The sequence below is a fragment of the Nonomuraea sp. NPDC005692 genome (assembly GCF_040631115.1).
Taxonomy (GTDB): domain Bacteria; phylum Actinomycetota; class Actinomycetes; order Streptosporangiales; family Streptosporangiaceae; genus Nonomuraea.
This window is the reverse complement of record NZ_JBEXYU010000032.1, coordinates 23,143-44,963: the sequence shown is the minus strand read 5'-3', so window position 1 is coordinate 44,963 and position 21,821 is coordinate 23,143. Positions and strand designations below refer to the sequence as shown.

Annotated in this window: 20 protein-coding genes; 14 read left to right on the top strand and 6 right to left on the bottom strand. The window is 72.3% G+C overall.

Features of this window, described 5'->3' with window-relative positions; translation table 11 throughout:
• Positions 1-98: 98 nt before the first annotated feature.
• From ABZ459_RS42035 to ABZ459_RS42010, 6 genes are all read left to right on the top strand, one after another.
• Positions 99-362 (top strand): phosphoribosyl-ATP diphosphatase, encoded by a 264-nt coding sequence (locus tag ABZ459_RS42035; RefSeq protein ID WP_189652386.1) that lies wholly within the window; start codon positions 99-101, stop codon positions 360-362.
• 58 nt (positions 363-420) lie between these two features.
• Positions 421-1,266, top strand: coding sequence for an ATP phosphoribosyltransferase (gene hisG, locus ABZ459_RS42030; RefSeq protein WP_357983491.1), 846 nt, complete (start codon positions 421-423; stop codon positions 1,264-1,266).
• A 70-nt stretch (positions 1,267-1,336) separates the two neighbouring features.
• Entirely contained in the window at positions 1,337-2,221 is an 885-nt protein-coding gene (locus ABZ459_RS42025) for an ABC transporter ATP-binding protein (protein ID WP_357983299.1), read from the top strand.
• The gene (locus tag ABZ459_RS42020) at positions 2,221-2,955 is read left to right on the top strand and encodes an ABC transporter permease (RefSeq protein ID WP_357983296.1); all 735 of its coding nucleotides are present in this window, start codon (positions 2,221-2,223) and stop codon (positions 2,953-2,955) included. Before ABZ459_RS42025 ends, ABZ459_RS42020 begins: the two co-directional genes overlap by 1 nt.
• Entirely contained in the window at positions 2,952-4,085 is a 1,134-nt protein-coding gene (locus tag ABZ459_RS42015; protein ID WP_357983292.1) for a sensor histidine kinase, read from the top strand. Before ABZ459_RS42020 ends, ABZ459_RS42015 begins: the two co-directional genes overlap by 4 nt.
• A complete protein-coding gene (locus ABZ459_RS42010; protein WP_357983289.1) occupies positions 4,082-4,687 on the top strand; it encodes a response regulator transcription factor in 606 nt (201 codons plus the stop codon). The genes ABZ459_RS42015 and ABZ459_RS42010 overlap by 4 nt, the downstream gene beginning before the upstream one ends.
• A gap of 22 nt (positions 4,688-4,709) precedes the next feature.
• Here the strand turns inward: ABZ459_RS42010 and ABZ459_RS42005 are convergent, their stop codons facing one another.
• On the bottom strand, positions 4,710-5,735 hold the full coding sequence (locus ABZ459_RS42005) for an EAL domain-containing protein (RefSeq protein WP_357983286.1): 1,026 nt from the start codon (positions 5,733-5,735) through the stop codon (positions 4,710-4,712).
• Between the two features lie 119 nt (positions 5,736-5,854).
• On the opposite strand from ABZ459_RS42005, the gene ABZ459_RS42000 reads away from it, so the two are divergent.
• Entirely contained in the window at positions 5,855-6,508 is a 654-nt protein-coding gene (locus ABZ459_RS42000) for an acVLRF1 family peptidyl-tRNA hydrolase (RefSeq protein WP_357983279.1), read from the top strand.
• A gap of 23 nt (positions 6,509-6,531) precedes the next feature.
• On the opposite strand, the gene ABZ459_RS41995 is transcribed toward ABZ459_RS42000, so the two are convergent.
• On the bottom strand, positions 6,532-7,356 hold the full coding sequence (locus tag ABZ459_RS41995) for an NAD(P)H-binding protein (RefSeq protein ID WP_357983276.1): 825 nt from the start codon (positions 7,354-7,356) through the stop codon (positions 6,532-6,534).
• Between the two features lie 86 nt (positions 7,357-7,442).
• On the opposite strand from ABZ459_RS41995, the gene ABZ459_RS41990 reads away from it, so the two are divergent.
• The 5 genes from ABZ459_RS41990 (at position 7,443) to ABZ459_RS41970 (ending at position 13,071) form a co-directional block, all read left to right on the top strand.
• Complete coding sequence (locus tag ABZ459_RS41990) at positions 7,443-8,021, top strand: helix-turn-helix domain-containing protein (protein WP_357983273.1); 579 nt, start codon at positions 7,443-7,445, stop codon at positions 8,019-8,021.
• A 157-nt stretch (positions 8,022-8,178) separates the two neighbouring features.
• Positions 8,179-9,777: an ABC-F family ATP-binding cassette domain-containing protein gene (locus ABZ459_RS41985; protein WP_357983270.1), complete on the top strand. Its 1,599-nt coding sequence runs from the start codon at positions 8,179-8,181 to the stop codon at positions 9,775-9,777.
• Between the two features lie 113 nt (positions 9,778-9,890).
• Positions 9,891-10,106 carry a helix-turn-helix domain-containing protein gene (locus ABZ459_RS41980; RefSeq protein ID WP_125642298.1) on the top strand — a complete coding sequence of 72 codons (216 nt, stop codon included), beginning with the start codon at positions 9,891-9,893 and terminating at the stop codon, positions 10,104-10,106.
• A gap of 145 nt (positions 10,107-10,251) precedes the next feature.
• Positions 10,252-11,079 (top strand): enoyl-CoA hydratase/isomerase family protein, encoded by an 828-nt coding sequence (locus ABZ459_RS41975; protein ID WP_352363543.1) that lies wholly within the window; start codon positions 10,252-10,254, stop codon positions 11,077-11,079.
• Between the two features lie 102 nt (positions 11,080-11,181).
• Positions 11,182-13,071 carry an ABC transporter ATP-binding protein gene (locus tag ABZ459_RS41970; RefSeq protein ID WP_357983267.1) on the top strand — a complete coding sequence of 630 codons (1,890 nt, stop codon included), beginning with the start codon at positions 11,182-11,184 and terminating at the stop codon, positions 13,069-13,071.
• On the opposite strand, the gene ABZ459_RS41965 is transcribed toward ABZ459_RS41970, so the two are convergent.
• Complete coding sequence (locus ABZ459_RS41965) at positions 13,043-13,927, bottom strand: sulfotransferase (protein ID WP_357983264.1); 885 nt, start codon at positions 13,925-13,927, stop codon at positions 13,043-13,045. The two genes, ABZ459_RS41970 and ABZ459_RS41965, sit on opposite strands and share 29 nt — an antisense overlap.
• Before the next feature lie 101 nt (positions 13,928-14,028).
• Here ABZ459_RS41965 and ABZ459_RS41960 point away from each other — a divergent pair, with 101 nt between their 5' ends.
• Both ABZ459_RS41960 and ABZ459_RS41955 read left to right on the top strand, forming a co-directional pair.
• Positions 14,029-14,922: an LD-carboxypeptidase gene (locus ABZ459_RS41960; protein WP_357983261.1), complete on the top strand. Its 894-nt coding sequence runs from the start codon at positions 14,029-14,031 to the stop codon at positions 14,920-14,922.
• Positions 14,923-14,963: 41 nt separating this feature from the next.
• Positions 14,964-15,839 (top strand): hypothetical protein, encoded by an 876-nt coding sequence (locus ABZ459_RS41955; protein WP_357983258.1) that lies wholly within the window; start codon positions 14,964-14,966, stop codon positions 15,837-15,839.
• A 48-nt stretch (positions 15,840-15,887) separates the two neighbouring features.
• Here the strand turns inward: ABZ459_RS41955 and ABZ459_RS41950 are convergent, their stop codons facing one another.
• The 3 genes from ABZ459_RS41950 to ABZ459_RS41940 all read right to left on the bottom strand — a co-directional run bounded on the left by ABZ459_RS41950 (position 15,888) and on the right by ABZ459_RS41940 (position 21,715).
• Complete coding sequence (locus tag ABZ459_RS41950) at positions 15,888-18,197, bottom strand: excinuclease ABC subunit UvrA (RefSeq protein ID WP_357983255.1); 2,310 nt, start codon at positions 18,195-18,197, stop codon at positions 15,888-15,890.
• A gap of 90 nt (positions 18,198-18,287) precedes the next feature.
• Complete coding sequence (locus ABZ459_RS41945) at positions 18,288-18,659, bottom strand: hypothetical protein (RefSeq protein WP_357983252.1); 372 nt, start codon at positions 18,657-18,659, stop codon at positions 18,288-18,290.
• A gap of 71 nt (positions 18,660-18,730) precedes the next feature.
• Complete coding sequence (locus ABZ459_RS41940; protein WP_357983249.1) at positions 18,731-21,715, bottom strand: BTAD domain-containing putative transcriptional regulator; 2,985 nt, start codon at positions 21,713-21,715, stop codon at positions 18,731-18,733.
• Between the last annotated feature and the right edge of the window lie 106 nt (positions 21,716-21,821).

The window sequence follows — 21,821 nt, the reverse complement described above, 5'->3', positions numbered from 1 at the left end:
GCAGGAAGCGGCCGTCTCGCGTGGCGGACTCCGGGCGTCGTCACCGCCGCGCGCAGACTAGGCTTGTCAGGCACGCCACCCGACCGACGAGAGAGACCATGAAGACCTTCGAAGAGCTGTTCGCCGAGCTGTCAGACAAGGCGCGTACCAGGCCCGCGGGCTCGGGCACCGTGGCCGCGCTCGACGCCGGCGTGCATGCCATCGGCAAGAAGGTCGTCGAGGAGGCCGCCGAGAGCTGGATGGCCGCCGAGCACGAGTCGAACGACAGGGCGGCGGAGGAGATCTCCCAGCTCCTCTACCACGTGCAGGTGCTCATGATCGCCAAGGGCATCGGGCTCGACGAGGTGTACAAGCATCTCTAGGGCGCCTCGCGCCCGCCCCGGCGTCCCATCGACCATGAGTGAGGAAGAAGACCCGAACATGCTGCGTCTGGCCGTACCGAACAAGGGCGCGCTCAGCGAAGCCGCCCAGAACATGCTCAAGGAGGCCGGCTACCGGTCCCGCAGGGACAGCAAGGAGCTCGTCGTCGTCGACGAGGACAACGGCTGCGAGCTGTTCTTCCTGCGTCCCCGCGACATCGCCGTCTACGTCGGGGAGGGCACCCTCGACCTCGGCATCACCGGCCGAGACATGCTGATCGACTCCGGCGCGCCGGTCGAGGAGATCATGCCGCTCGGCTTCGGCGGCTCCACCTTCCGCCTGGCCGCCAGGGCGGGCACGATGTCGTCGGTCAAAGACCTCGACGGGCAGCGCATCGCCACCTCCTACGCGGGGCTGCTCGACAAGTACCTGTCCGACCAGGGCGTCGACGCCCGCGTGATCAAGCTCGACGGCGCCGTCGAGACCGCGATCCGGCTCGGCGTGGCCGACGCGGTCGCCGACGTCGTGGAGACCGGCACCACGCTGCGCAACGTCGGCCTGGAGGTGTTCGGCGAGCCGATCATGCGCTCGGAGGGTGTGCTGATCAAGCGGCAGAGCGCGCCGGAGACGCCGGGCATGGGCCAGCTCGTCCGCCGTCTCCAGGGCGTCGTGCACGCCCGCGACTTCGTCATGATGGACTACGACATCCGCGCCGAGCGCATCGAGGAGGCCATCGCCCTCACGCCCGGCATGGAGGGGCCCACGGTCTCGCCGCTCCACCGCGAGGGCTGGGTCGCCGTCCGGGCCATGGTCCGGCGCAAGGGCCACCAGCAGGTGATGGACCAGCTCTGGGACATCGGCGCGCGGGCCATCCTGGTCACCGACATCTACGCCTGCCGCCTCTGACAAATGTCACGGCCAACCCCGGAAGGATCACACTAACGGGGGAAAAGCCGCGCCCGTAGCGTTTGCTGACATGAACGCCATCGTGTTCGACCAGGTCAGCAAGCGCTACGGGGACGTGCTTGCCGTCGACGACCTCTCGCTCGCCATCGAGCCGGGCAAGACCGTGGCCCTGCTCGGGCCCAACGGCGCGGGCAAGTCAACCTCGATCAACATGCTGCTCGGCCTGCTGCGTCCCAGCAGCGGCACGATCACCATCCACGGCCGCACGCCCGACCACGCGGTGCGCTCCGGCGAGCTGGGCGCGATGCTCCAGAACGGCGCCCTCATCCCCGAGCTGTCGGTCAAGGAACTCATCGACCTCGTCCGCCGGCTCTACCCCGACCCGCTGCCGCTGGCCGAGATCCTCCAGCTGGCCGACCTGTCGGACCTGGTCAAGCGGCGCGCGAACAAGCTGTCCGGCGGCCAGACGCAGCGCGTCAGGTTCGCCCTGGCCATCGCAGGCGCGCCGAAGATCCTGCTGCTCGACGAGCCGACCGCGGCCATGGACGTGGAGTCCAGGCTGCGGTTCTGGGCCAGCATGCACGACTACGCCGCCGGCGGCAGGACCGTGCTGTTCGCCACCCACTACCTGGAGGAGGCCGACGAGCACTCCGACCGGGTGATCGTCATCGCCCGCGGCCGGCTGGCCGCCGACGGCACCGCCGCCGAGATCAAGGCGGGCGTGGGCGGGCAGGTCGTCCGCTTCACCCTGGGCGACCAGCCCGCGGCCGGGCTCGACCGGCTGCCCGGCGTCACCGCCGTCGAGGTCGCCGCCGGCACCGCCACGCTGCACACCTCCGACCCCGACGCGACCGTGGCCGCCCTGTTCCGGGGCACCGAGCTCGACGTACGGGGTCTCCAGCTCACCGGCGCCGACCTCGAAGACGCCTTCCTCGCGCTCACCAGGGAGTCCTGATGTTGTTCTACGCCAAGACCGAGGCGATGCGCATGCTGCGCAACCGGCGCTACATCATCTTCGTGGTCATCTTCCCGGTCGTGCTGTACCTGATCAACGCCAACATCTACGGCAAGCAGACCGACGGCGCCGGAGTGAGCTACAGCGTCGTGCTGATGGTCTCCATGGCCGCCTACGGGGCGCTGGCCTCGTCGATGATGAGCTCGGCGGTGCCGTGGGCGACCGAACGGCAGTCCGGCTGGCTGCGCCAGCTCCAGATCACCCCGCTGCCGAACTGGATGATCATCGCCACCAAGCTCGGCACCGCCATGCTGCTCGTGCTGCCCTCGCTGCTGCTGGTGGCCGTCGTCGGGATCGTCCAGCAGGGCGTGTCGATGCCGGTCGGCCGGTGGGTGCCGCTGCTGCTGGCCATGTGGCTGGGGACGATCCCGTTCATCGCGCTGGGCCTGGCGATCGGGTCGCTGCTGACCGCCGACGCCGCACAGCCGGCCGCGATGATCTGCATGTTCGTCCTGGCCATCGCGGGCGGCCTGTGGTTCCCGCCCGAGGTGTTCGGCGACACCATGCGGACCGTGGCCGACGTCATGCCCTCCTACCACTACGCGAGCCTCGGCTGGAGCATCGTCGCCGGGAACGGCGTCGCGCTGACCGACGTGCTGGTGGTCGGCGGATGGGCGGTCGTCCTGGGCGGGGCTGCCGCCTACCTCTACCGCCGGGCTACTGTTCGGGCATGAGTTTCGCCGACAAGCTGCACTTCGGCGACGGGCGGCCGTCGCCCAGGCGGCGGCTGCTCGGGATGTCCGTCGGCATGGTCTACCTCGTCTTCCCGATCGCCGAGATCGTCGCGGGCGGCGTCACGGGCGCCCGCGCGGTCTGGGGGGCCGTGGCGCTGGTCGCGTTCGTCGGCTGCTTCGCCGCCACGGTGATCAGCGCCAAGAGCTTCCACGAGCGCTCGCGCGCCACCTTCCCCCTGCTCGGGGTGACCGCGGTGATCGCGGTGGTCAGCGCGTTCGCCTTCGGCGGCGCCTGGCTCACCCTGCCCGTCTACACGGTCGTGCTCTACGGGTTCACCCTCCCGCCCGCCTGGGCGCTGGCCGGGGTGGGCGTGAACCTGGCGGTGGTGGTGGCGGCCGGGGTGCTGACCGGCGACGAGTTCGCCGGCGTCGTCGTCCTGGGGCTGCAGGTCGTCACGCTGGGCGTGTTGTTCATCAGCATCCGCAACAGCAGGGTGCTGACGTTGAGGCTGCACGAGGCGCAGGGCGAGGTGGCCAGGCTGGCGGCCACGGAGGAGCGCCTGCGCATCGCCCGCGACCTGCACGACCTGCTCGGCCACAGCCTGTCGCTGATCGTGCTCAAGAGCGAGCTGGCCGGGCGGCTGGCCGAGGAGTCGCCGCAGGTGCGGCAGGAGATCGCCGACATCGAGTCCGTCGCCAGGCAGGCGCTGGTGGAGGTGCGCGAGGCGGTCACCGGCTACCGGCAGCGCAGCCTGTCGGAGGAGCTCGACGGCGCCCGGTCGGTGCTGCGGGCGGCGGGCGTGCTGGCCGAGGTGCGGGTGTCAGGCACGCCGCTGCCCGACCTGCTCGACGGACTGTTCGGCTGGGCGGTGCGCGAGGGCGTCACCAACGTCGTCCGGCACGCGCGGGCCGCCCGTTGCGAGATCCAGGTGACGTACGACGGCGAACACGCCACCCTTGAGATCATGGACGACGGACGCGGCGGCGAGCCGCAGGGCACCGGCAGCGGGCTCAGCGGCCTGCGCGAACGGGTGACGGGCGCGGGCGGCACCATGGAGGCCGGCGGCGCGCCCAAGGGCGGGTTCCGGCTGCGGGTGCTCGTGCCGGCCAAGGTGGGGACGGCCGCGTGATCCGGGTGATGCTGGCCGAGGACCAGGGCATGATCCGCGGCGCGCTGGCCTCACTGCTCGGCCTGGAGCCCGACATCGAGGTGGTCGGCGAGGCCGCCGACGGAAACGAGGCCGTCGCCGTCGCGCTGGCCGCGACCCCCGACATCGCGCTGCTGGACATCGAGATGCCCGGCAAGGACGGCCTCACCGCCGCCGCCGAGATCGCCGCCCGGGTGCCGGGCTGCCGGGTGATGATCCTGACCACGTTCGGGCGGCCCGGCTACCTGCGTACCGCGATGGAGGCGGGGGCGGTGGCGTTCCTGGTCAAGGACAGCCCGGCCAAGGACCTCGCGGCGGCCATCCGCCGGGTGCAGGCGGGGGAGCGGGTCATCGACCCGGGGCTGGCCGCGGCGGCGCTGAGCGCGGGGCCGAACCCGCTGTCGGCGCGCGAGCGCGACGTGCTGGCCGCCGCCGCCGACGGCTCCACGATCGGGGACATCGCCCGGCGCCTGCACCTGTCGGAGGGCACCGTGCGCAACTACCTGTCCTCGGCCATCCAGAAGACGCACGCGCGCAACCGCATCGAGGCCGTGCGGCGGGCCAGGGCGCAGGGCTGGGTCTAGCCGCGGCAGGGCCGGCGGGGGCTCACGTCCGCATGGCGGCGATCTGGCGGATCAGGTCCGACACCCGGACGATGCCCAGGCAGCGGTTGAGCTCGTCGGTGACCACCAGGTCGTCGTAGATGCGGGCCGCGTCCCGGCCGGCGGCCTGCATGGCGGCGATGGCGGGGGTCGTCCTCGGGACCGTGCGCGGCGGGTCGGCCAGGCGCTGGGCCGGCTTGGCGCCGTGCAGGGCGTGCCCGTACCGGGCGGCGAAGGACAGCAGGAAGCGGCTGCGGTCGAGGCTGCCTTTGGGGCGCTGGTACTCGTCCACCAGGATCACGCTGGTGATCGTGGGCTCGTGCCCGAACGCCGCCACGACCTCCTCCGCCTTGGCCCCGGCCGGCAGCGTCACCGCCGGGATCAGCAGTTCCTGCACGCGCGGGCCGAGCATCAGCGTGTCCGGCGACTCGTCGGCCACCGGGAGCGGCACCCGGATCTTGCCGTCGGGGCCGGGCGCCAGCAGCGGGCCGTGGGCCAGGCGCACGCCCAGGCCGCGGGCCACCGCCACCTGCCCCTCGCGCTCCACGCCCGGGGCCAGCACGTGCGCGCCGATCCCGCGGGCCAGCGTCACCACCGCGCGCGCCACCGCCGCCGCCCGGTGGTCGCCCGGCAACCTGGTCACCAGCTCCTCGTCCAGCGCCAGCAGGTACGGCGCGGAGTCGGTGACGACGTCCAGCGCCGGGCCGCCCGCGCCCACGTCGGCGAAGCCCAGCAGGTAGCCGATCGTGCGCAGCCCGTCGAGGCCGACCTTCAGCAGGCGGCGGTCGCGCTCCTGGCACGTTCCGGTGAGCATCAGGATCGCCTCACGAGGATGCCTGCCCGCCCGCCGCAGGGCCTCGTGGAGCGGCGCCAGCGCCCCGGCGCCCGAGAGCACCACGTGCAGGGGCAGTGGCAGCACCATGGGCAGCGGAGCCGCCCGCAGAACGCCCGCCGGGTCGACGACGGCGGGCTGCGCGATGACGGCCCCGTTGTCGAGATCCACTACGGGGCTGGTGAGCAGGGAGGACACGTTCAGATGATCCGACCGGCACAGTTACGGCAGAAGCCCCCCGAAACGAAGTTCACCGACATTTCCGCTATAGTTCCCCCCTTCTCGTGAAGGGAATGTCGTTCGGTTACCCTTCCCGCATGAGCGCGCGTCCGGCCAGAGGCGGCGGCCGCTGGGTCACGGTGCCGCCCGAGCGCGTGCACCCCTGGATCGACGGGTTCGCCGGCCGCCACGGGCCCTTCGAGGCCGCCGGCGACGACCGCGTGGTGCGCCTGACCGCCGCCGACGGCGCGCTGGCCGAGCTGCACGTGCCGTTCCCGCCCATGACCCCCGGCCCGCCGCACGTCACCAGGCTGGTCGCGCACGCGCAGGCCGCGCGGCGGGTGGGCGTGCTGCTGGTGCGGCTCGGCGGTTACGCGGCCGGGGTGTTCCACGGCGCCGACCTGCTGGACTCCAAGGTCGGCTCCCGGCTGGTGCAGGGCCGTACGGCGGCCGGCGGGTGGTCGCAGCAGCGCTTCGCAAGGAGGCGGCAGAAGCAGGCGGCCCAGGCGTTCGACAGCGCGGCGGAGACGGCGGTGCGGGTGCTCCTGCCGGCGCTCGGGGAGCTGGAGGCGGTGGTGCTCGGCGGCGACCGGCGGGCGGTCGACGCGCTGCGCGGCGACCGGCGGCTCGCGCCGGTGTTCGCGTTGGAGAGCGAGCCGTTCCTGGTGGTGCCCGACCCGAGGCTCGCGGTCCTGCGCGACGCGCCCGCCCGGTTCCGGGCCGTCCGGATCCGGGTGATCGACCCGTCCTGAGCCCCGAGGGTTCGACCAAGCGGTCAGGACGCCGGGAGGAAGGCGTCGGCGTGGTCGGCGACGAAGGCGGCCAGGGTGCGCGGCGGGCGGCCGGTGACCTCCTCGACGGTCGTGGTGATCTCCGCCCAGCCGGTCCGGCTCAGCGTCGCCTGCGTGGTGGCCAGCTCGGTGGCGAACGGCTCCGGGATCCCCTGCCCGGCCAGCCGCGCGGCCATCTCGGGCACCGGCAGGTCCACGTAGGAGACGGGACGCCCGAGCACGCCGGTCATCGTCGCCGCGATCTCCTCGTGGGTGGGCGACTCGGGCCCGGTCAGCAGGTACGAGCCCGATTCGCCCACCGGTCGGGTCAGCAGGGCGGCGGCCACCGCGGCGATGTCCCTGGCGTCGATGTAGTTCATCCCGCCGGTGCCCCAGGAGCCGTGGAAGCGGTCGCCGCGCACCTCGCCGAGCAGGTTCTGCATGAACCCGGTCGGCTGCAGGACGGCGTGCGGCACGCCGGAGGCCCGCAGGTGCTCGTCGACCTCGCCGTGGGGTCCGGCGCTGAGCGCGGCGCCGGGGGCGGCGTCGCGTACGGAGACCTCGACGATCTGCGCCACGCCCGCCTCGGCGGCCAGGTCGATGACCTCGTTGAGGCGCTCGGCGAACCCGGGGAACGGCGAGCTGTTGAGGAACAGCCGGTCGCCGGGGGACAGCAGCCCGCCGATCGTCTCCGGCCGGGTGAAGTCGCCGACGGCGTGCCGTGCGCCCAGGTCGGCGGGCGTACGCGAGACCGCGAGCACGTCCCGGCCGGCGAGCTGGGCGACCAGGGCCCGGCCGATGGAACCGGTCGCGCCGGTGATCACGATCATGATGGTCTCCTAAGTGGAATCTCTTCGTCCGCTTGCTCGGACGGTACACTAAGCGGAAACAATTCGTCCACTTAGGAGGTCGGGACGTGCGCGCGGACGCCAGAAGGAACCTGGTCAAGATCCTCGACGCGGCCGCCCGGGTGATGGCCGAGCGCGGCGTCAACGCGCCCATGGAGCTCATCGCCCGGCAGGCCGGCGTCGGCGTCGGCACCCTCTACCGCCGTTTCCCCGACCGCGACGCGCTCATCGCCGCGCTGGGCGAGCATTACGTCCAGTCGCTGGCCGAGGCCCTGGAGCACGCCGTCGACGGCGAGCGGGACGCCTGGAGCGCGCTGCGGGGCTTCGTGCTGTGGGCCGCCGCCCCCGGCCGCGTCGCGCTGGCCGCCGCGCTGGCCCACCTGCCGCAGGAGGAGATCGCGGGCACGGCGGAGTTCGCCGAGAGCAAGGAGCGCTGGCTGGGGCTGCTCCAGGGGCTCGTCCGCCGGGCCCAGGCCGAGGGCGGCATGCGTCCCGACGTGACCTGGGAGGACGTCGTCAGCCTGCTCAACGTCTTCACCTGCCACCCCGACGGGCTGCCCGCCCCCGTGGCCGCCCGTCCGGAGAAGTACCTGCACCTCATGCTCGACGGGATGGCCGCCGGGGCCGCGACGTCGCTGCCGGGCTGACGGCCCCTGTCCCACGCGTACCGGAGGGCACCTGGAGCCCCTATAAGCAGAGGTAGCGCCTGGCACGGGGGCCCTACACTGATCTGTATGCATACTCCCGATTGACCGGCGGTCGCACGCCCAATCCTCGTTTCCTAGCTCGGGAGTGTCCGCCAACATGATCATCGCCAATGACATCGAGCTGCGCGCGGGCGCGCGCCTGCTCATCGAGAACGCCTCCTTCCGGGTCAACCCCGGCGACAAGATAGGTCTGGTCGGCCGCAACGGCGCAGGCAAGACCACCCTCACCAAGGTGCTCGCGGGGGAGGCGCTGCCCGCCGCGGGCGCGGTCACCTCCTCCGGCAGCATCGGCTACCTGCCCCAGGACCCCCGTACGGGTGACCTTCAGGTGCTGGCCCGCGACCGCATCCTGTCCGCGCGCGGCCTCGACGAGGTCCTGCGCAAGCTGCGCGAGGCCGAGGTCGGCATGTCCTCCGCCGACGAGCGCACCCGCGAGAAGGCCGTCAAGCAGTACGGCAGGCTCGAAGACCAGATGCACGTGCTCGGCGGCTACGCGGCCGAGTCCGAGGCCGCCTCCATCGCCTCCAGCCTCGGTCTGCCCGACCGGGTCCTCGGCCAGACGTTGCAAACGCTTTCCGGCGGTCAGCGGCGCCGCGTGGAATTGGCGCGAATTCTTTTCAGCGGAGCGGAAACTCTCCTTCTCGACGAGCCGACAAACCACCTAGATGCGGACTCAATCGGGTGGCTTCGTGATTTTTTGCGATCTCATCAAGGTGGCTTGGTGATCATCAGTCACGACGTCGGCCTTCTTGAAGCCACGGTCAACAAGGTCCTCCACCTCGACGCCAACCGTTCGGTGATCGACCACTACAACGTCGGCTGGACGGCCTACCTGGCCCAGCGCGAGACCGACGAGAAGCGCAGGAAGCGCGAGCGCGCCAACGCCGAGAAGCAGGCGGGCGCGCTGCTGGCCCAGGCCGACAAGATGCGCGCCAAGGCCACCAAGGCCAAGGCGGCCCAGGACATGATGCGCCGCGCCCACCGGCTGCTGGCCGGCACCGAGGAGGAGCGCCAGAGCGACAAGGTCGCCCGCCTGCGCTTCCCCGAGCCCCTGCCGTGCGGCCGCACGCCGCTCACGGCCGAGGGCCTGTCGAAGTCCTACGGCTCCCTGGAGGTGTTCACCGACGTCAACGTGGCCATCGACCGAGGTCACAGGGTCGTCATCCTCGGCCTCAACGGCGCCGGCAAGACCACGCTGCTGCGCATACTCGGCGGCATCGAGTCTCCCGACACCGGTGAGCTGCGGCCCGGCCACGGCCTGAAGGTCGGCTACTACGCCCAGGAGCACGAGACCCTCGACCCCGGCCGCACGCTCCTGGAGAACATGCGCTCGGCGGGCGGCGAGTTCACCGACACCGAGTTGCGCAAGGTCCTCGGCTCCTTCCTGTTCTCCGGCGACGACGTCGACAAGCCCGCCGGTGTCCTGTCCGGCGGCGAGAAGACCCGGCTCGCGCTGGCCATCCTGGTGCTGTCGAGCGCCAACGTCCTGCTGCTCGACGAGCCCACGAACAACCTCGATCCGGTCAGCCGCGAGCAGGTTCTCAACGCTCTGAGGTCGTATTCAGGAGCAATCGTCCTCGTCACCCATGACGAGGGTGCCGTTGACGCCTTGTCACCGGATAGGGTGATCTTGCTGCCTGACGGAACTGAAGACGCGTGGAGCGACGAATTTTCCGATCTTGTGGCACTTGCCTGATCTTAATTTGAGTGGGTACGGATCTTTTCCCGTGGAGTAGGTAGCCGATCCCGCTGAAATGACTGATCATGGCGGAGTAACGCTGCGGAAGTCCGGCACTACAGGAGGTACTCGTGGCCGAGACACTGAAGAAGGGCACCCGGGTCACCGGGGCCGACCGGGAAAAACTGGCCGGCGATCTCAAGAAGCGCTACGCGCAGGGCGAGAGCATCCGCGCCCTGGCCGCTTCGACCGGTCGGTCTTACGGGTTCATCCACCGCATCCTTAGCGAGTCCGGCGTGACTCTGCGCGGGCGCGGCGGGGCGACTCGAGGCAAGTCCAAGCGCTGACGGCTGCCTCGGAACGTGCGACCGCAGCCGCCCGTCCCTTGTCAGCCGCTGTCGCGCCCGAGCCAGAATCATATTCTGTAAGCTCGGGCGCGACGGTCAGCCTTGGTGGCGCACCCCGTGCGCGACCGGACACAGGGAGCAGGCGATGGCGGAAGCACAGGCACCACAGCGCGGGGGGAACGCGGAGGACGTCTCTGCCGAAAGGCTGGCGGAGATCGGGCTTCGCTATGAGGTGGACGGTGAGATAGCGACGATCACGCTGGACCGGCCGGAAAAGCGCAACGCCCAGACGTTCGCGACATGGTCGGCGTTGGCTCGCATCGGGGAGAGCCTTCCCGAACAGGTGCGCGTCGTCGTCGTGAAAGGTGAGGGACCGTCCTTCTCGGCAGGAATCGACCTGCGGATGTTCACACCGGAGGGAGTGCCCGGACAGGGCTCGTTCAGCTCGGCCGCCGCAACCGACGGCGAGACCTTCGAGCAGCGCATACGTCAGGCACAGGACGGTTTCCTGTGGCTGCGCCGCCCGGAGATCGTCTCCATCGCGGCCGTGCAGGGGCACGCGATCGGCGCGGGGTTCCAGCTCGCGCTCGCCTGTGACCTGCGGATCGTGGCCGACGACGTCACCTTCTGCATGAAAGAGCCCGCACTGGGCCTGGTCCCGGATCTGACGGGGACCAAACCGCTGGTCGAGCTGGTCGGACTGGCCAAGGCGATCGACATCTGCCTGACCGCCAGGAACGTGTACGCCGAGGAGGCCATGCGCATCGGCCTCGCGGAGCAGGTGGTCGCCGGGGGCGACCTGGACAAGACCGTACAGAACAAGATCGCGGAGCTGCTGTCGACGAACCGGGACGCGGCGGTGGCGACGAAGCGCCTCCTCCAGGGGGCGCGGGCGCGCACCCTGGAGGAGCAGAGTGCGGCCGAGGGCAGGGAGCAGGCCAAGCGCATCAAAGCCCTGTTCGGACCGCGTTAGGACGGCGGCCGGAGGCGGGGCTCCGGTTCGCCGTGAGCGGATCGCGGAATCGCCGGAGGCCCTCGCGACGCTGAATCCGGGGGAGGAGGAGGGATCCCCCGTATGGCGATGATGGGAGGGGGCTTCGGCCCTCAGGTCTGGACGTCGCTGCGCCGTGACGGCTCGGTGACCAAACAGCGCATCGCGCCGGGCACGGTCCGGCGCATCGGCCGGCACGCCCGCCCGCACACCAGGAAGATCGCGGCGTTCCTGCTGCTCGTGGTGGCCGGGGCGGTGATCGTGGTCGCCAATCCGCTGCTGATGAAGGCGATCATCGACGACGGCATCCTGACCGGCCGCACCAATGTGGTGATCGGCCTGGCCGTGGCCATCGCCGCGCTGGCGGTCGTCGACGCCGCGCTGACGCTGGCGCAGCGCTGGTTCTCCGCGCGCATCGGCGAGGGGCTCATCTACGACCTGCGCACCGAGGTCTTCGACCACGTGCAGCGCATGCCGGTGGCCTTCTTCATGCGGGCGCAGACCGGCGCGCTGGTCAGCAGGCTCAACAGCGACGTGATCGGCGCCCAGCGGGCGCTGACCAGCACGCTGTCGTCCGTGGTGTCCAACGTGGTCAGCCTGGTCCTGGTGCTGGGCGCGATGCTGGCGCTGTCGTGGCAGGTCACGCTGGTCGCGCTGGTGCTGCTGCCGATCTTCATCGTGCCCGCCAAGTACGTCGGCCGGCGCATGTCCGCGCTGACCCGCGAGCAGATGCAGCTCGACGCCGAGATGAGCTCGGTCACCACCGAGCGCTTCAACGTGGCCGGCGCGATGGTCGCCAAGCTCTACGGCCGGCCCGAGGACGACGCGGCCACCTACGCCGCACGGGCCGGGCGCGTCCGCGACGTCGGCGTGACCGTCGGCATGTACGGCACGGTCTTCCGGGTCGCGCTCGGCCTGGTCGCCGCCCTGGCCACCGCGCTGGTCTACGGCATCGGCGGCGTGCTCGCCGTCGGCGGCGCCTTCGAGCTGGGCACGCTGGTGGCCCTGACCGCCCTGCTGATGCGCCTGTACGGCCCGCTGACGTCCCTGTCCAACGTGCACGTCGACGTGATGACGGCGCTGGTCAGCTTCGACCGCGTCTTCGAGATCCTCGACCTCAAGCCGATGGTCGCCGAGCGGCCCGGCGCGCGTCCGGTGCCCGAGGGCCCGGTCACCATCGAGTTCGACGACGTGCGCTTCCGCTACCCGGCGGCCGAGGAGGTCTCGCTCGCCTCCCTGGAGTCGGTGGCCCGCCAGGACTCCGGGGGCCCGTCGCAGGAGGTGCTGAAGGGCGTCTCCTTCACCGCCCGGCCGGGCGAGATGATCGCGCTGGTCGGCCACTCCGGCGCGGGCAAGACCACCATCACCTCCCTGGTCTCCCGGCTCTACGACGTCAACGCGGGAGCCGTCCGGATCAACGGGCTCGACGTGCGCGAGGCCACGCTCGACTCGCTGCGCGACACCGTCGGCGTCGTCATGCAGGACGCCCACCTGTTCCACGACACGATCGGGGCCAACCTCCGCTACGCCAGGCCCGGCGCGAGCGAGGAGGAGATCCGCGACGCGCTGCGGGCCGCGCAGATCGGCGACCTCGTCGAGGGGCTGCCCGACGGGCTCGACACCGTCGTCGGCGACCGCGGCTACCGGCTGTCCGGCGGCGAGAAGCAGCGGCTCGCGCTGGCCAGGCTGCTGCTGAAGGCGCCGCGCGTGGTCGTGCTCGACGAGGCGACCGCGCACCTCGACTCCGAGTCCGAGGCGGCCGTGCAGCTCGCGCTCAAGACGGCCCTGCACGGCCGTACGTCGCTGGTCATCGCCCACCGGCTGTCCACGATCAGGGAGGCCGACGAGATCCTCGTCGTGCACGACGGGCGCGTGGCCGAGCGCGGCCGGCACGAGGAGCTGCTGGCGCGCGGCGGCCACTACGCCGAGCTCTACCGCACCCAGTTCAGCTCGGGAGATAGCCCAGCCGGGTGAGCTCCTGCCGGGCGACCTTCTCCACCAGCTCCAGGTCGGCCGGTCGCAGCCGGGCCCGCCAGGCGCCGACCTCGGGGACGCGCGAGCCGTACAGCGCGATCCTGGACACGCGCGTCTCCAGGAACTCGGTGAGCGCGGCGAGGGTGTCGGCGGGCTTGTGCGCCAGGTCCTCGTAGCGGACGGTGAGGAGCTGCCGCTCGGGCAGCTCCCGGCGCAGCTCGGCGCTCAGCCGCACGGCGCTGCGCCAGCGCAGCGCCGCCTTGCCCGCCGCGGGCATGCCCTTCCACCGGTCGAGGTGCTCGTCCTTGTTGACGCCGAGGAAGGCGTTGGGGAACTCGGTGCTGTCGGAGAGCATCGCGGGCTTGAACCAGGCCAGGCACGCCGGGTCGGCGAGCATGCCGGCGACGGCGTCCCTGCCGTCCCTGATGAGCTGGACGAACCGGGCGTCGGGGAACGCCTGGAGCAGCACGGGCGCGCTGTAGAGCAGGTCGGGGCTGCCGTCGCCGAACCGCGTCACCTCGCCCGGCTCCACGCACGGCCCGCTGCCGGTCACGCCGCCCGCCTCCCGGCACGGCTCGGCGCACTGCCCGCACGACCGCGGGGAGACCTGCCAGGACTCCGCCAGCGCGTCGCGCAGCACGCGGACCGCGCCCGACGTGCGGCCGATGGACGGTTTGCGGGCGAAGGCGTACACCACGTGCGTCACGCTCGCGCGGCCCGTCGTGACGTGGAAGCCCGGGGACCGTTTCAGGGCGCGGGCCAGCAGGTCCGCGCCGGAGTGCGGGGCGCCGAGCAGGAAGACGGGCCTGCGGACCTTGATGCCGTTGACCACGAGGATGTGGGGCGGAAGTCGCATACTGGACCACAAGTGTGACACCGTTTGGCAGGTGAACGAGCCAATCAGCGTTTCGGTGCTTACCCGGGCCCCGGCGCTCCCAGGCGTGCAGGAGTTGACCGATGCAGCAAGGTGACACCGTCGCGATCGTCATGCCGTCGGGGCCGCCCTCACCCGTCCTGTTCGGTCGGGGCGTCGAGCGGCTGGAGGCCCTCGGACTGAAGGTGGTGGCCGGGACGCACGCGCTCGACCGCCAGGACCTCGACTACCTGGCCGGCCAGGACGCCGCCCGCGCCGCCGACCTGCAGGCCGCCTGGTGCGACCCGGCCGTGTCGGTGGTGTTCTGCGGCCGCGGCGGCTACGGCGCGGCCAGGCTGCTCGACCTGCTCGACTGGGACGCCATGCGCGCGGCCGGGCCCAAGGTGCTGGTCGGGTCGAGCGACATCACGGCGCTGCACAACGCCTTCGCGATCGAGCTGGGCGTGCCCACGCTGCACGGGCCGATGACGGCCTGCGACACGATCGCCGCCGAGCAGGGCCCCGAGCCGCGTTCGTGGGAGAGTCTGCGGGCGGCGCTGGCCGGGGAGAGCGCGACCGTGCGGGGCGACCGGGTGCTGGTGCCCGGACGGGCCGAGGGCGTGCTCACCGGGGGCAACCTGTCGCTGCTGGCCTCGATGTGCGGCACCCGGTACCAGCCCTCGTTCGACGGCAAGCTGGTGCTGCTGGAGGACATCGGGGAGGAGCCGTACCGGATCGACCGGATGTTGACGCAGCTGCTGCAGGCCGGGGCGTTCGACGGCGTGCGGGGCATCGCGCTCGGGTCGTGGGTGGACTGCGGCGATCCGTACCCGGTGCTGGCGGACCGGCTCGTGCCGCTCGGGGTGCCGGTGGTGGCCGGGCTGCCGGTGGGGCACGGGTCACCACAGATGAGCGTGTGGCTGGGGGAGCTTGGGGCTATTGATACCGAATCGTGCTCCCTGGCTGGTCCGTTCCGCGACGGCGAGCAGGCAAGGTAGGAAGACACCTAAAGGGACGAATCCGACAGAGGGGACGGTGTGTGAGCTTCTTCAGGCGTGACCGGGAGCCCTCCCGCCGGCCGATCGAGGACGTCGACCTCGACTCACTGCTCGGCCTCGTCGCGGAGTCCCTGGGGTTCGTGTGCGAGTTCGCCCGCGACGGCGCATCGCTGACCCTGCGCGGCGACGGCGTCGCGGAGCTGGTGGTGAAGCTGACCGGGCTGCGCCGCGAGGCCGGGCGCCGGGCCAGGGAGGACTGGCCGGTGCTGGTCTCCGAGCACCTCGCGCACGCCCTGGCCACCGCCGACGAGCGTTACGACGCCTGCGACCTCGACCAGGCCGCGCCCCTGCTGCGCACCCGGGTCGAGGCGGTGGACGAGGTCCCCGACCTGACCCGGGTGGTGGGGCGGCACCTCAACGCCGACCTGGTGGAGCTGCTGACCGTCGGCTCCCGCCTGGTGCGGCCCGAGGAGGCCGGCTGCTGGCCCGTCCCGACGGCCCAGGCGCTCGACCTGGCCGTGGCGAACGTCCGGCGGGCCGAGCGGCTGCAGGTCGAGCGCATCGAGCTGGGCGGCACGCCGGTGACCCGGCTGACCGGCAGCCACCCGTCGGCCGCCACGCACCTGCGCTGGCTCGGCGACCACCTCACGGTGCCCGCCGACGGGGTGCTGGTGGTGCTGCCGGACCCGTACACGGTGCTGGTGCGCCCGGTGGACGGCATCGGGGTGGTACGGGCCATCGAGCGGCTGCGGGTGCACGCGGCCCGCACGGGCGGGCTGAGCGCGCAGGTCTACTGGTGGCACCAGGGGCGGCTGACGCTGATCAAGGCCGACATCGTGTTGCAGCAGGGGCAGACGAGGCTGGTGGTGGCGCCGCCGCCGGAGTTCGCCCGCATCCTCGCCCGCCTGGCCGTCTGAAGCCCGCCGGACGGGCCCCCTGAGCCCGGTGACCCAGGGGGCGTCGGATTACGCCTGTCCCACGTAGTCGCGCAGGTGCACGGCGGTGAGCGAGTCGCCCTCCGCGACGAGCTCGGCCGGGGTGCCGGTGAACACCACCTGGCCGCCGTCGTGGCCGGCGCCGGGACCCAGGTCGATGATCCAGTCGGCGTGGGCCATCACCGCCTGGTGGTGCTCGATGACGATGACCGTGTTGCCGTCGTCCACCAGCCGGTCCAGCAGGGCCAGGAGCTGGTCCACGTCGGCCAGGTGCAGGCCGGTGGTGGGCTCGTCCAGCACGTACGTGGTGCCGTTCTTGGCCATGTGGATGGCCAGCTTGAGCCGCTGGCGCTCGCCGCCCGACAGCGTGGTGAGCGGCTGGCCGAGCCCGAGGTAGCCCAGGCCGACCGAGTCGAGGCGGTCGAGGATCGTCCTGGCCTGGCCGCTCGGGAAGAACTCACGCGCCTCGGCCACCGGCATCTCCAGCACCTCGCTGATGTTCTTGCCGCGCAGCCGGTACGTCAGCACCTCCGGCGTGAACCGCCGCCCCTCGCACGCCTCGCACACCGAGGCCACGTCGGCCATCATCGCCAGCTCGGTGTAGATCAGGCCGATGCCCTTGCAGGCCGGGCAGGCGCCCTCGGAGTTCGCGCTGAACAGGGCCGGCTTGACCCCGTTGGCCTTGGCGAACGCCGTGCGGATGGGGTCGAGCACGCCCGTGTACGTGGCCGGGTTGCTGCGCCGCGACCCGCGGATCGGCGACTGGTCGGCGACCACCACGCCCTCGCGGCCGGACACGTACCCGTGGATGAGGGAGCTCTTGCCCGAGCCGGCCACGCCCGTGACGACGGTGAGCACCCCGAGCGGGATGTCCACGTCGACGCCGCGCAGGTTGTGCAGCGTGGCGCCGCGCACCTCCAGATGCCCCTTGGCCGGGCGGACGGCGGCGCGCAGCGCGGCCCGGTGTCCGAGGTAGCGGCCGGTCAGGGTGCCCGAGCCGGGCAGCCCGTCGAGGTCGCCGGCGTAGCAGATGCGGCCGCCGCCGGTGCCCGCGCCGGGACCGAGGTCCACGATGTGGTCGGCGATCTCGATCACCTCGGGCTTGTGCTCGACCACGAGCACGGTGTTGCCCTTGTCGCGGAGCTGGAGCAGCAGGTTGTTCATCCGCTGGATGTCGTGCGGGTGCAGCCCGGCCGTCGGCTCGTCGAAGACGTAGGTGACGTCGGTCAGGCTGGAGGTGAGGTGCCGCACCATCTTGACCCGCTGGGCCTCGCCGCCCGACAGCGTGCCGGACTCGCGGTCGAGGCTGAGGTAGCCGAGGCCGATCTCGACCAGCGAGTCCAGCGTGTCGCGCAGCCCGTGGAGCACCGGGCCGACGCTCGGGTCGCCGATGCCCTTGACGAACTCGGCCAGGTCGTTGATCTGCATGGCCGAGCAGTCGGCGATGTTGCGGCCGTCGATGCGGGAGGAGCGGGCGGCCTCGTTCAGGCGGGAGCCGCCGCAGGCGGTGCAGCCGGTCAGCTTGAGCGCCCGGTCGGCGAAGGCGCGCGCCTGCGGCTGCATCGACTCGCGGTCCTTGGCCAGGTACTGGCGCTTGACCTTGGTGACGAGCCCTTCGTAGGTGAAGTTGCTGGTGCCGTACTTGATCTTCGTGGCCGGCTTGTCGAGCAGGTCCGCCCACTGCTCGGGGGTGAAGTCGCGCAGCTTGGTGTCGGGGTCGTACAGGCCCGAGCCGACCATGATCTGCCAGTACCAGGTGTCCACCGCGTACCCGGGGACCTTGATGGCGCCCTCGTTCAGCGACTTGTCCCGGTCCACCAGCTCGTCGACGTCGACGCCGGCGACCTTGCCGAGCCCCTCGCACTCGGGGCACATGCCCTCGGCGCGGTTGAAGCTGAACGCGAACGGCGGCCCGACCTGCGGGGAGCCCAGCCGGCTGAACAGGATCCGGAGCATCGTGTAGGTGTCGGTGGCCGTGCCCACGGTCGAGCGGGCGTTGGCGCCCATCCGCTCCTGGTCCACGATGATCGCCGCGCTGAGGTTCCGCAGCGAGTCCACGTCGGGACGGGCCAGGCTCGGCATGAAGTTCTGGACGAACGTGGTGTACGTCTCGTCGATCAGCCGCCGGGACTCCGCGGCGATCGTGTCGAAGACGAGCGAGGACTTCCCGGAGCCGGACACGCCGGTGAACACGGTGAGGCGGCGCTTGGGCAGGTCGAGGTCGACGCCGGTGAGGTTGTTCTCGCGGGCGCCGCGTACCTGGATGACGTCGTGGCTGTCGGCGGCGGTGTGATCGGCGGATCGGGTGCGTACGGCGTCGGACTTGGCGCTGGTGGCCACGGAATCCCTTCTTGTCACATCAAATGGGGAGCGGGTAGGCGATCGTACCGTACGCAGTACGGTCGCCGTGGGCTCCGCGGGATCCGGCGATCAGCGGGATCTGGCGATCAGCGACGCGACGAGCGAGGCGGCCAGCGGCAGCAGCGTCAGGCCGGCCAGGAACATCAGCCCGATCGGCCACAATCCCTGCCCGCCCCCGCGCAGCTCGCCCACCACCCCGGCGGCGAAGTGCACGAAGAACGGCGCGGCGGCCACGGCCCCCCACAACGGATGCGGGACGGCCCACGCGGCCAGCCCGGCCAGGACCGCCAGCGCGGCGAAGGCCGGAAGAAGCGCCGGGGAGTCCAGGACGTCCTTCGGCGCGCCGGGCGCGACCGCGGGCGCGGTGAGCACGCACACGGCCACGGCGGCGACGCCTCCGGCGATCAGGATCACGGCCCACAGCAGGGCGGAACGCGGCATCTCACTCCTCACATCGGGTTCTGACGGCCAGCATGCCCGCGGCGCGGACGGGGACACGAGCGTTCGGATACTCAACCCGCCTGAGGAGAACCGGCAAGCGACTGAGCCTCCAGCCGGGCCGCGGCCGCCGCCGCCGGGTCGCCCGCCGCCGTGTACGCCTCGGCCAGGCTGTCCAGCGCCCCCGCCAGGAACTCCTGCCAGCCCCGCGCGCGCCACAGCCGCACCGACTCCTCCAGGTGCGCGACGGCCTCCTCCACCCGGCCCTCGGCCAGGTCCACCCCGCCCAGCACCCACAGCGCGTCGGCCTGGTGGTGGGCCAGCCGGTGGGAGCGGCTCAGCAGCTCGGCCGCCTCGGCGATCGCCCTGGCCCGCGGGTCGTGGTGGCCGGCGTACAGCTTGGCCAGCGCGACCAGGCCCATGGCCTCCAGCAGCGGGTCGCGGATCTGCCGGTAGATGGCCAGCGCCCGCACCATGTACTCCAACCCGGCCTCGAACTCCTTGGCGTGGGCGTGGGCGAGGCCGAGGAACTGCAGGGTCGTGGCCTCGAAGCGGGGGTTGCCGAGCTTGGCGGCCAGGTCGAGGCCGCGCAGCAGGTGGACGATGGCCATCCTGATGTCCCTGGTGCCGTAGGCGACGGCCATGCACACGTGCGCCCTGGCCTCGCCGCCCTGGTGGCCGCTGCGTTCGGCCAGCTCCAGCGCGATGCGGCCCGAGCGCAGGCCCTGCGCCATGTCGCCCCTGGCCGCCTCGCCCCAGGCGCGCAGCACGTACGCGTCGGACAGGCCGCGCCGCTCGTCCAGCTCGGTGAACATGGCGATCAGGCGTTCGGCGCCGTCGTACTGGGCGGCCATGGCGCCGCCGCTCTCGGTCCAGGTGGTGGCGTGCATGAGGCCGCGCCTGATCACCGCCTCGCCCAGCCGGTCGCCGGCGGCCAGGCAGGCGGCCAGCACCCGCTCGTGCAGCGCCCGCCAGTCGTCGAACAGGCCGCTGACGTCGAAGTAGCGCTCGGCGCAGCAGGCGGTGTCCCAGGCGACCTCGGCCAGGCCGAGCGCGCACGCCTGCCGGATGGCCGCGACCAGCGCGGTGCGCTCGGTGTCGAACCAGGCCATCGGGTCCTGCCGGATCTCCCACGGCGTGCCGTCGGGCGAGTTCCAGCGCGGGGCCGAGCCGTGGATGATGGCCGAGGAGCTGCCCTGGACGCGTTCGGTCGCCTGCTCGGCCAGCGCGAGCCAGCCGCCGAAGGCCCGGCCGAGCGCCGCCGCGACCGCCTCGGGCCGGTCCTCCAGCTCGGCGCGCTCGCGGGCGTACAGGCGGACCAGGTCGTGGAAGCGATAGCGCGGCTGCCCGGCCGGATCGACGCCGCTGATCAGCACGAGCTGGGTGTCCACCAGCGACTCCACCAGCTCCTCGCCCACCGGTACGGGCAGGTCCAGCAGCGCGCCCGCCACCCATCCGGCGAAGTCGGGCACCTCCAGCGTGCCGAGCAGCCGGAAGGCCCGCCGCGCGGCCGGTTCCAGCCCCACGTAGCTGAGCGCCAGGCTCGCCCGGACCGCCAGGTCGCCGGTCGCGAACTGGTCGAGCCGCCGCCGCTCGTCCTTGAGCTGCCCGGCCAGCCGGGTCAGCGGCCAGTGCGGCCGGGCCACCAGCCGGGCCCCGGCCACCCGCACGGCCAGCGGGATCCCGTCGGAGAGCCGGACGATCTCCGCCGCCGCCTCCGGCTCGGCCTCCACCCGCCCCGAGCCGGCGATCCTGGCCAGCAGGCGCACGCCCTGCCGCAGGTGCAGCACCGACAGCTCGATCAGGGCCGCGCCGGACAGGCCGCTCAGCCTGGCCCTGCTGGTGATGATGACGGCGCAGCCGGACGTGCCGGGCAGCAGCGGGCGCACCTGCTGCTCGGAGGCGGCGTTGTCGAGCACGATCAGCATGCGCCGCTCGGCCAGGCTGCTGCGGAACAGCGCGGCCCGCTCGTCCACGCTCTCGGGCAGCGTGGAGCGCGGCACGCCGAGCGCGGTGAGGAAGGCGGCCAGCACCTGGCCGGGGTCGGCGGGGCTGGCCTCGGCGCCGTGCAGGTTCGTGTGGAGCTGGCCGTCGGGGTAGTGGCGGGCGATGCGGTGCGCGGCGTGCACGGCCAGCGTGGTCTTGCCGACGCCGCCCATGCCCGCGATCACGCACACCCGCACCTGGCCGGGGCCCTGCGGCGGTTCGTCGCCGAGCAGGGAGGTGAGCTGGGCGAGTTGCTCGCCGCGTCCGGTGAAGTCGGCGATGTCGGTCGGGAGCTGGGCGGGGGAGCGCGCCGCGGGCCCGGCGGCGCCGCCGGGGGCCGGGTCGAGGGTGCCGGTGAGGATGGCCTGGTGCAGGCGGTTGAGCTCGGCGCCGGGGTCGAGGCCCAGCTCGGCGGCGAACACCCGGCGGGCCTCGCGGTAGCTGGCCAGCGCCTCGGCCTGCCGTCCTGACCTGGCCAGGGCGAGCATGAGCTGGCGGCGCGGGCGTTCGCGCAGCGGGTGCTCGGCGACCAGCTCGGTCAGCTCCGCGATGAGCACGGCGTGCAGGCCGCGGGCCAGGTCCGCCTCGATCCGGTGCTCCAGGGCCGCCAGGTGCTCCTCCTCCAGGCGGCGGGCGTGGTCGCGGAGCCCGGCGGTGAGGTTCAGCCCCGCGTAGGCGGGCCCGCGCCACAACTCCAGCGCCTGCCGCAGCAGCGCGGCGGCCTGTTCGTGGTCGCCGCCGGACAGCGCGTCGCCGCCCCGGCCGGCCAGGGTCTCGAAGCGTTCGGCGTCCAGCTCGCCGGGGTGTACGGCAAGGACGAAACCGGCGTCGGTGCGGGTGATGCGGTCCTGGCCGAGCGTGCGGCGGAGCTGGTGCACGTACAGGCGGAGGTTGTCGGCGGCGGTGCGCGGCGGGCGCTGCTCCCACAGGGCCTCGACGAGCGTGGCGGGGGAGACCGGGCGGCCGGCCCGGCACAGGAGCTCGGCCAGCAGGGTGCGCTGCTTGCCGACGCCGAGCGGCAGCGGCCCTTGGTCACCCGAGACGTGAAGCGGCCCAAGTACGGCGAACTCCATCGCGCTCCCGGCAAGGACGTTGGTGCACAAGGAAGATCAAAGCTGCTTCAATGTGCATCAACGTCCGACTCCCGTCAACCCTGCGCCGACCGGGAGAAAAGGGCAC

What these genes read in the sequence shown, in the direction of transcription:
- ABZ459_RS42035 (WP_189652386.1), top strand. Translation starts at nt 99, where the DNA reads ATGAAGACCTTCGAAGAGCTGTTCGCCGAGCTGTCAGACAAGGCGCGT.
- hisG (WP_357983491.1), top strand. Translation starts at nt 421, where the DNA reads ATGCTGCGTCTGGCCGTACCGAACAAGGGCGCGCTCAGCGAAGCCGCC.
- ABZ459_RS42025 (WP_357983299.1), top strand. Translation starts at nt 1,337, where the DNA reads ATGAACGCCATCGTGTTCGACCAGGTCAGCAAGCGCTACGGGGACGTG.
- ABZ459_RS42020 (WP_357983296.1), top strand. Translation starts at nt 2,221, where the DNA reads ATGTTGTTCTACGCCAAGACCGAGGCGATGCGCATGCTGCGCAACCGG.
- ABZ459_RS42015 (WP_357983292.1), top strand. Translation starts at nt 2,952, where the DNA reads ATGAGTTTCGCCGACAAGCTGCACTTCGGCGACGGGCGGCCGTCGCCC.
- ABZ459_RS42000 (WP_357983279.1), top strand. Translation starts at nt 5,855, where the DNA reads ATGAGCGCGCGTCCGGCCAGAGGCGGCGGCCGCTGGGTCACGGTGCCG.
- ABZ459_RS41995 (WP_357983276.1), bottom strand. Translation starts at nt 7,356, where the DNA reads ATGATCGTGATCACCGGCGCGACCGGTTCCATCGGCCGGGCCCTGGTC.
- ABZ459_RS41985 (WP_357983270.1), top strand. Translation starts at nt 8,179, where the DNA reads ATGATCATCGCCAATGACATCGAGCTGCGCGCGGGCGCGCGCCTGCTC.
- ABZ459_RS41975 (WP_352363543.1), top strand. Translation starts at nt 10,252, where the DNA reads ATGGCGGAAGCACAGGCACCACAGCGCGGGGGGAACGCGGAGGACGTC.
- ABZ459_RS41970 (WP_357983267.1), top strand. Translation starts at nt 11,182, where the DNA reads ATGGCGATGATGGGAGGGGGCTTCGGCCCTCAGGTCTGGACGTCGCTG.
- ABZ459_RS41965 (WP_357983264.1), bottom strand. Translation starts at nt 13,927, where the DNA reads ATGCGACTTCCGCCCCACATCCTCGTGGTCAACGGCATCAAGGTCCGC.
- ABZ459_RS41960 (WP_357983261.1), top strand. Translation starts at nt 14,029, where the DNA reads ATGCAGCAAGGTGACACCGTCGCGATCGTCATGCCGTCGGGGCCGCCC.
- ABZ459_RS41945 (WP_357983252.1), bottom strand. Translation starts at nt 18,659, where the DNA reads ATGCCGCGTTCCGCCCTGCTGTGGGCCGTGATCCTGATCGCCGGAGGC.
- ABZ459_RS41940 (WP_357983249.1), bottom strand. Translation starts at nt 21,715, where the DNA reads ATGGAGTTCGCCGTACTTGGGCCGCTTCACGTCTCGGGTGACCAAGGG.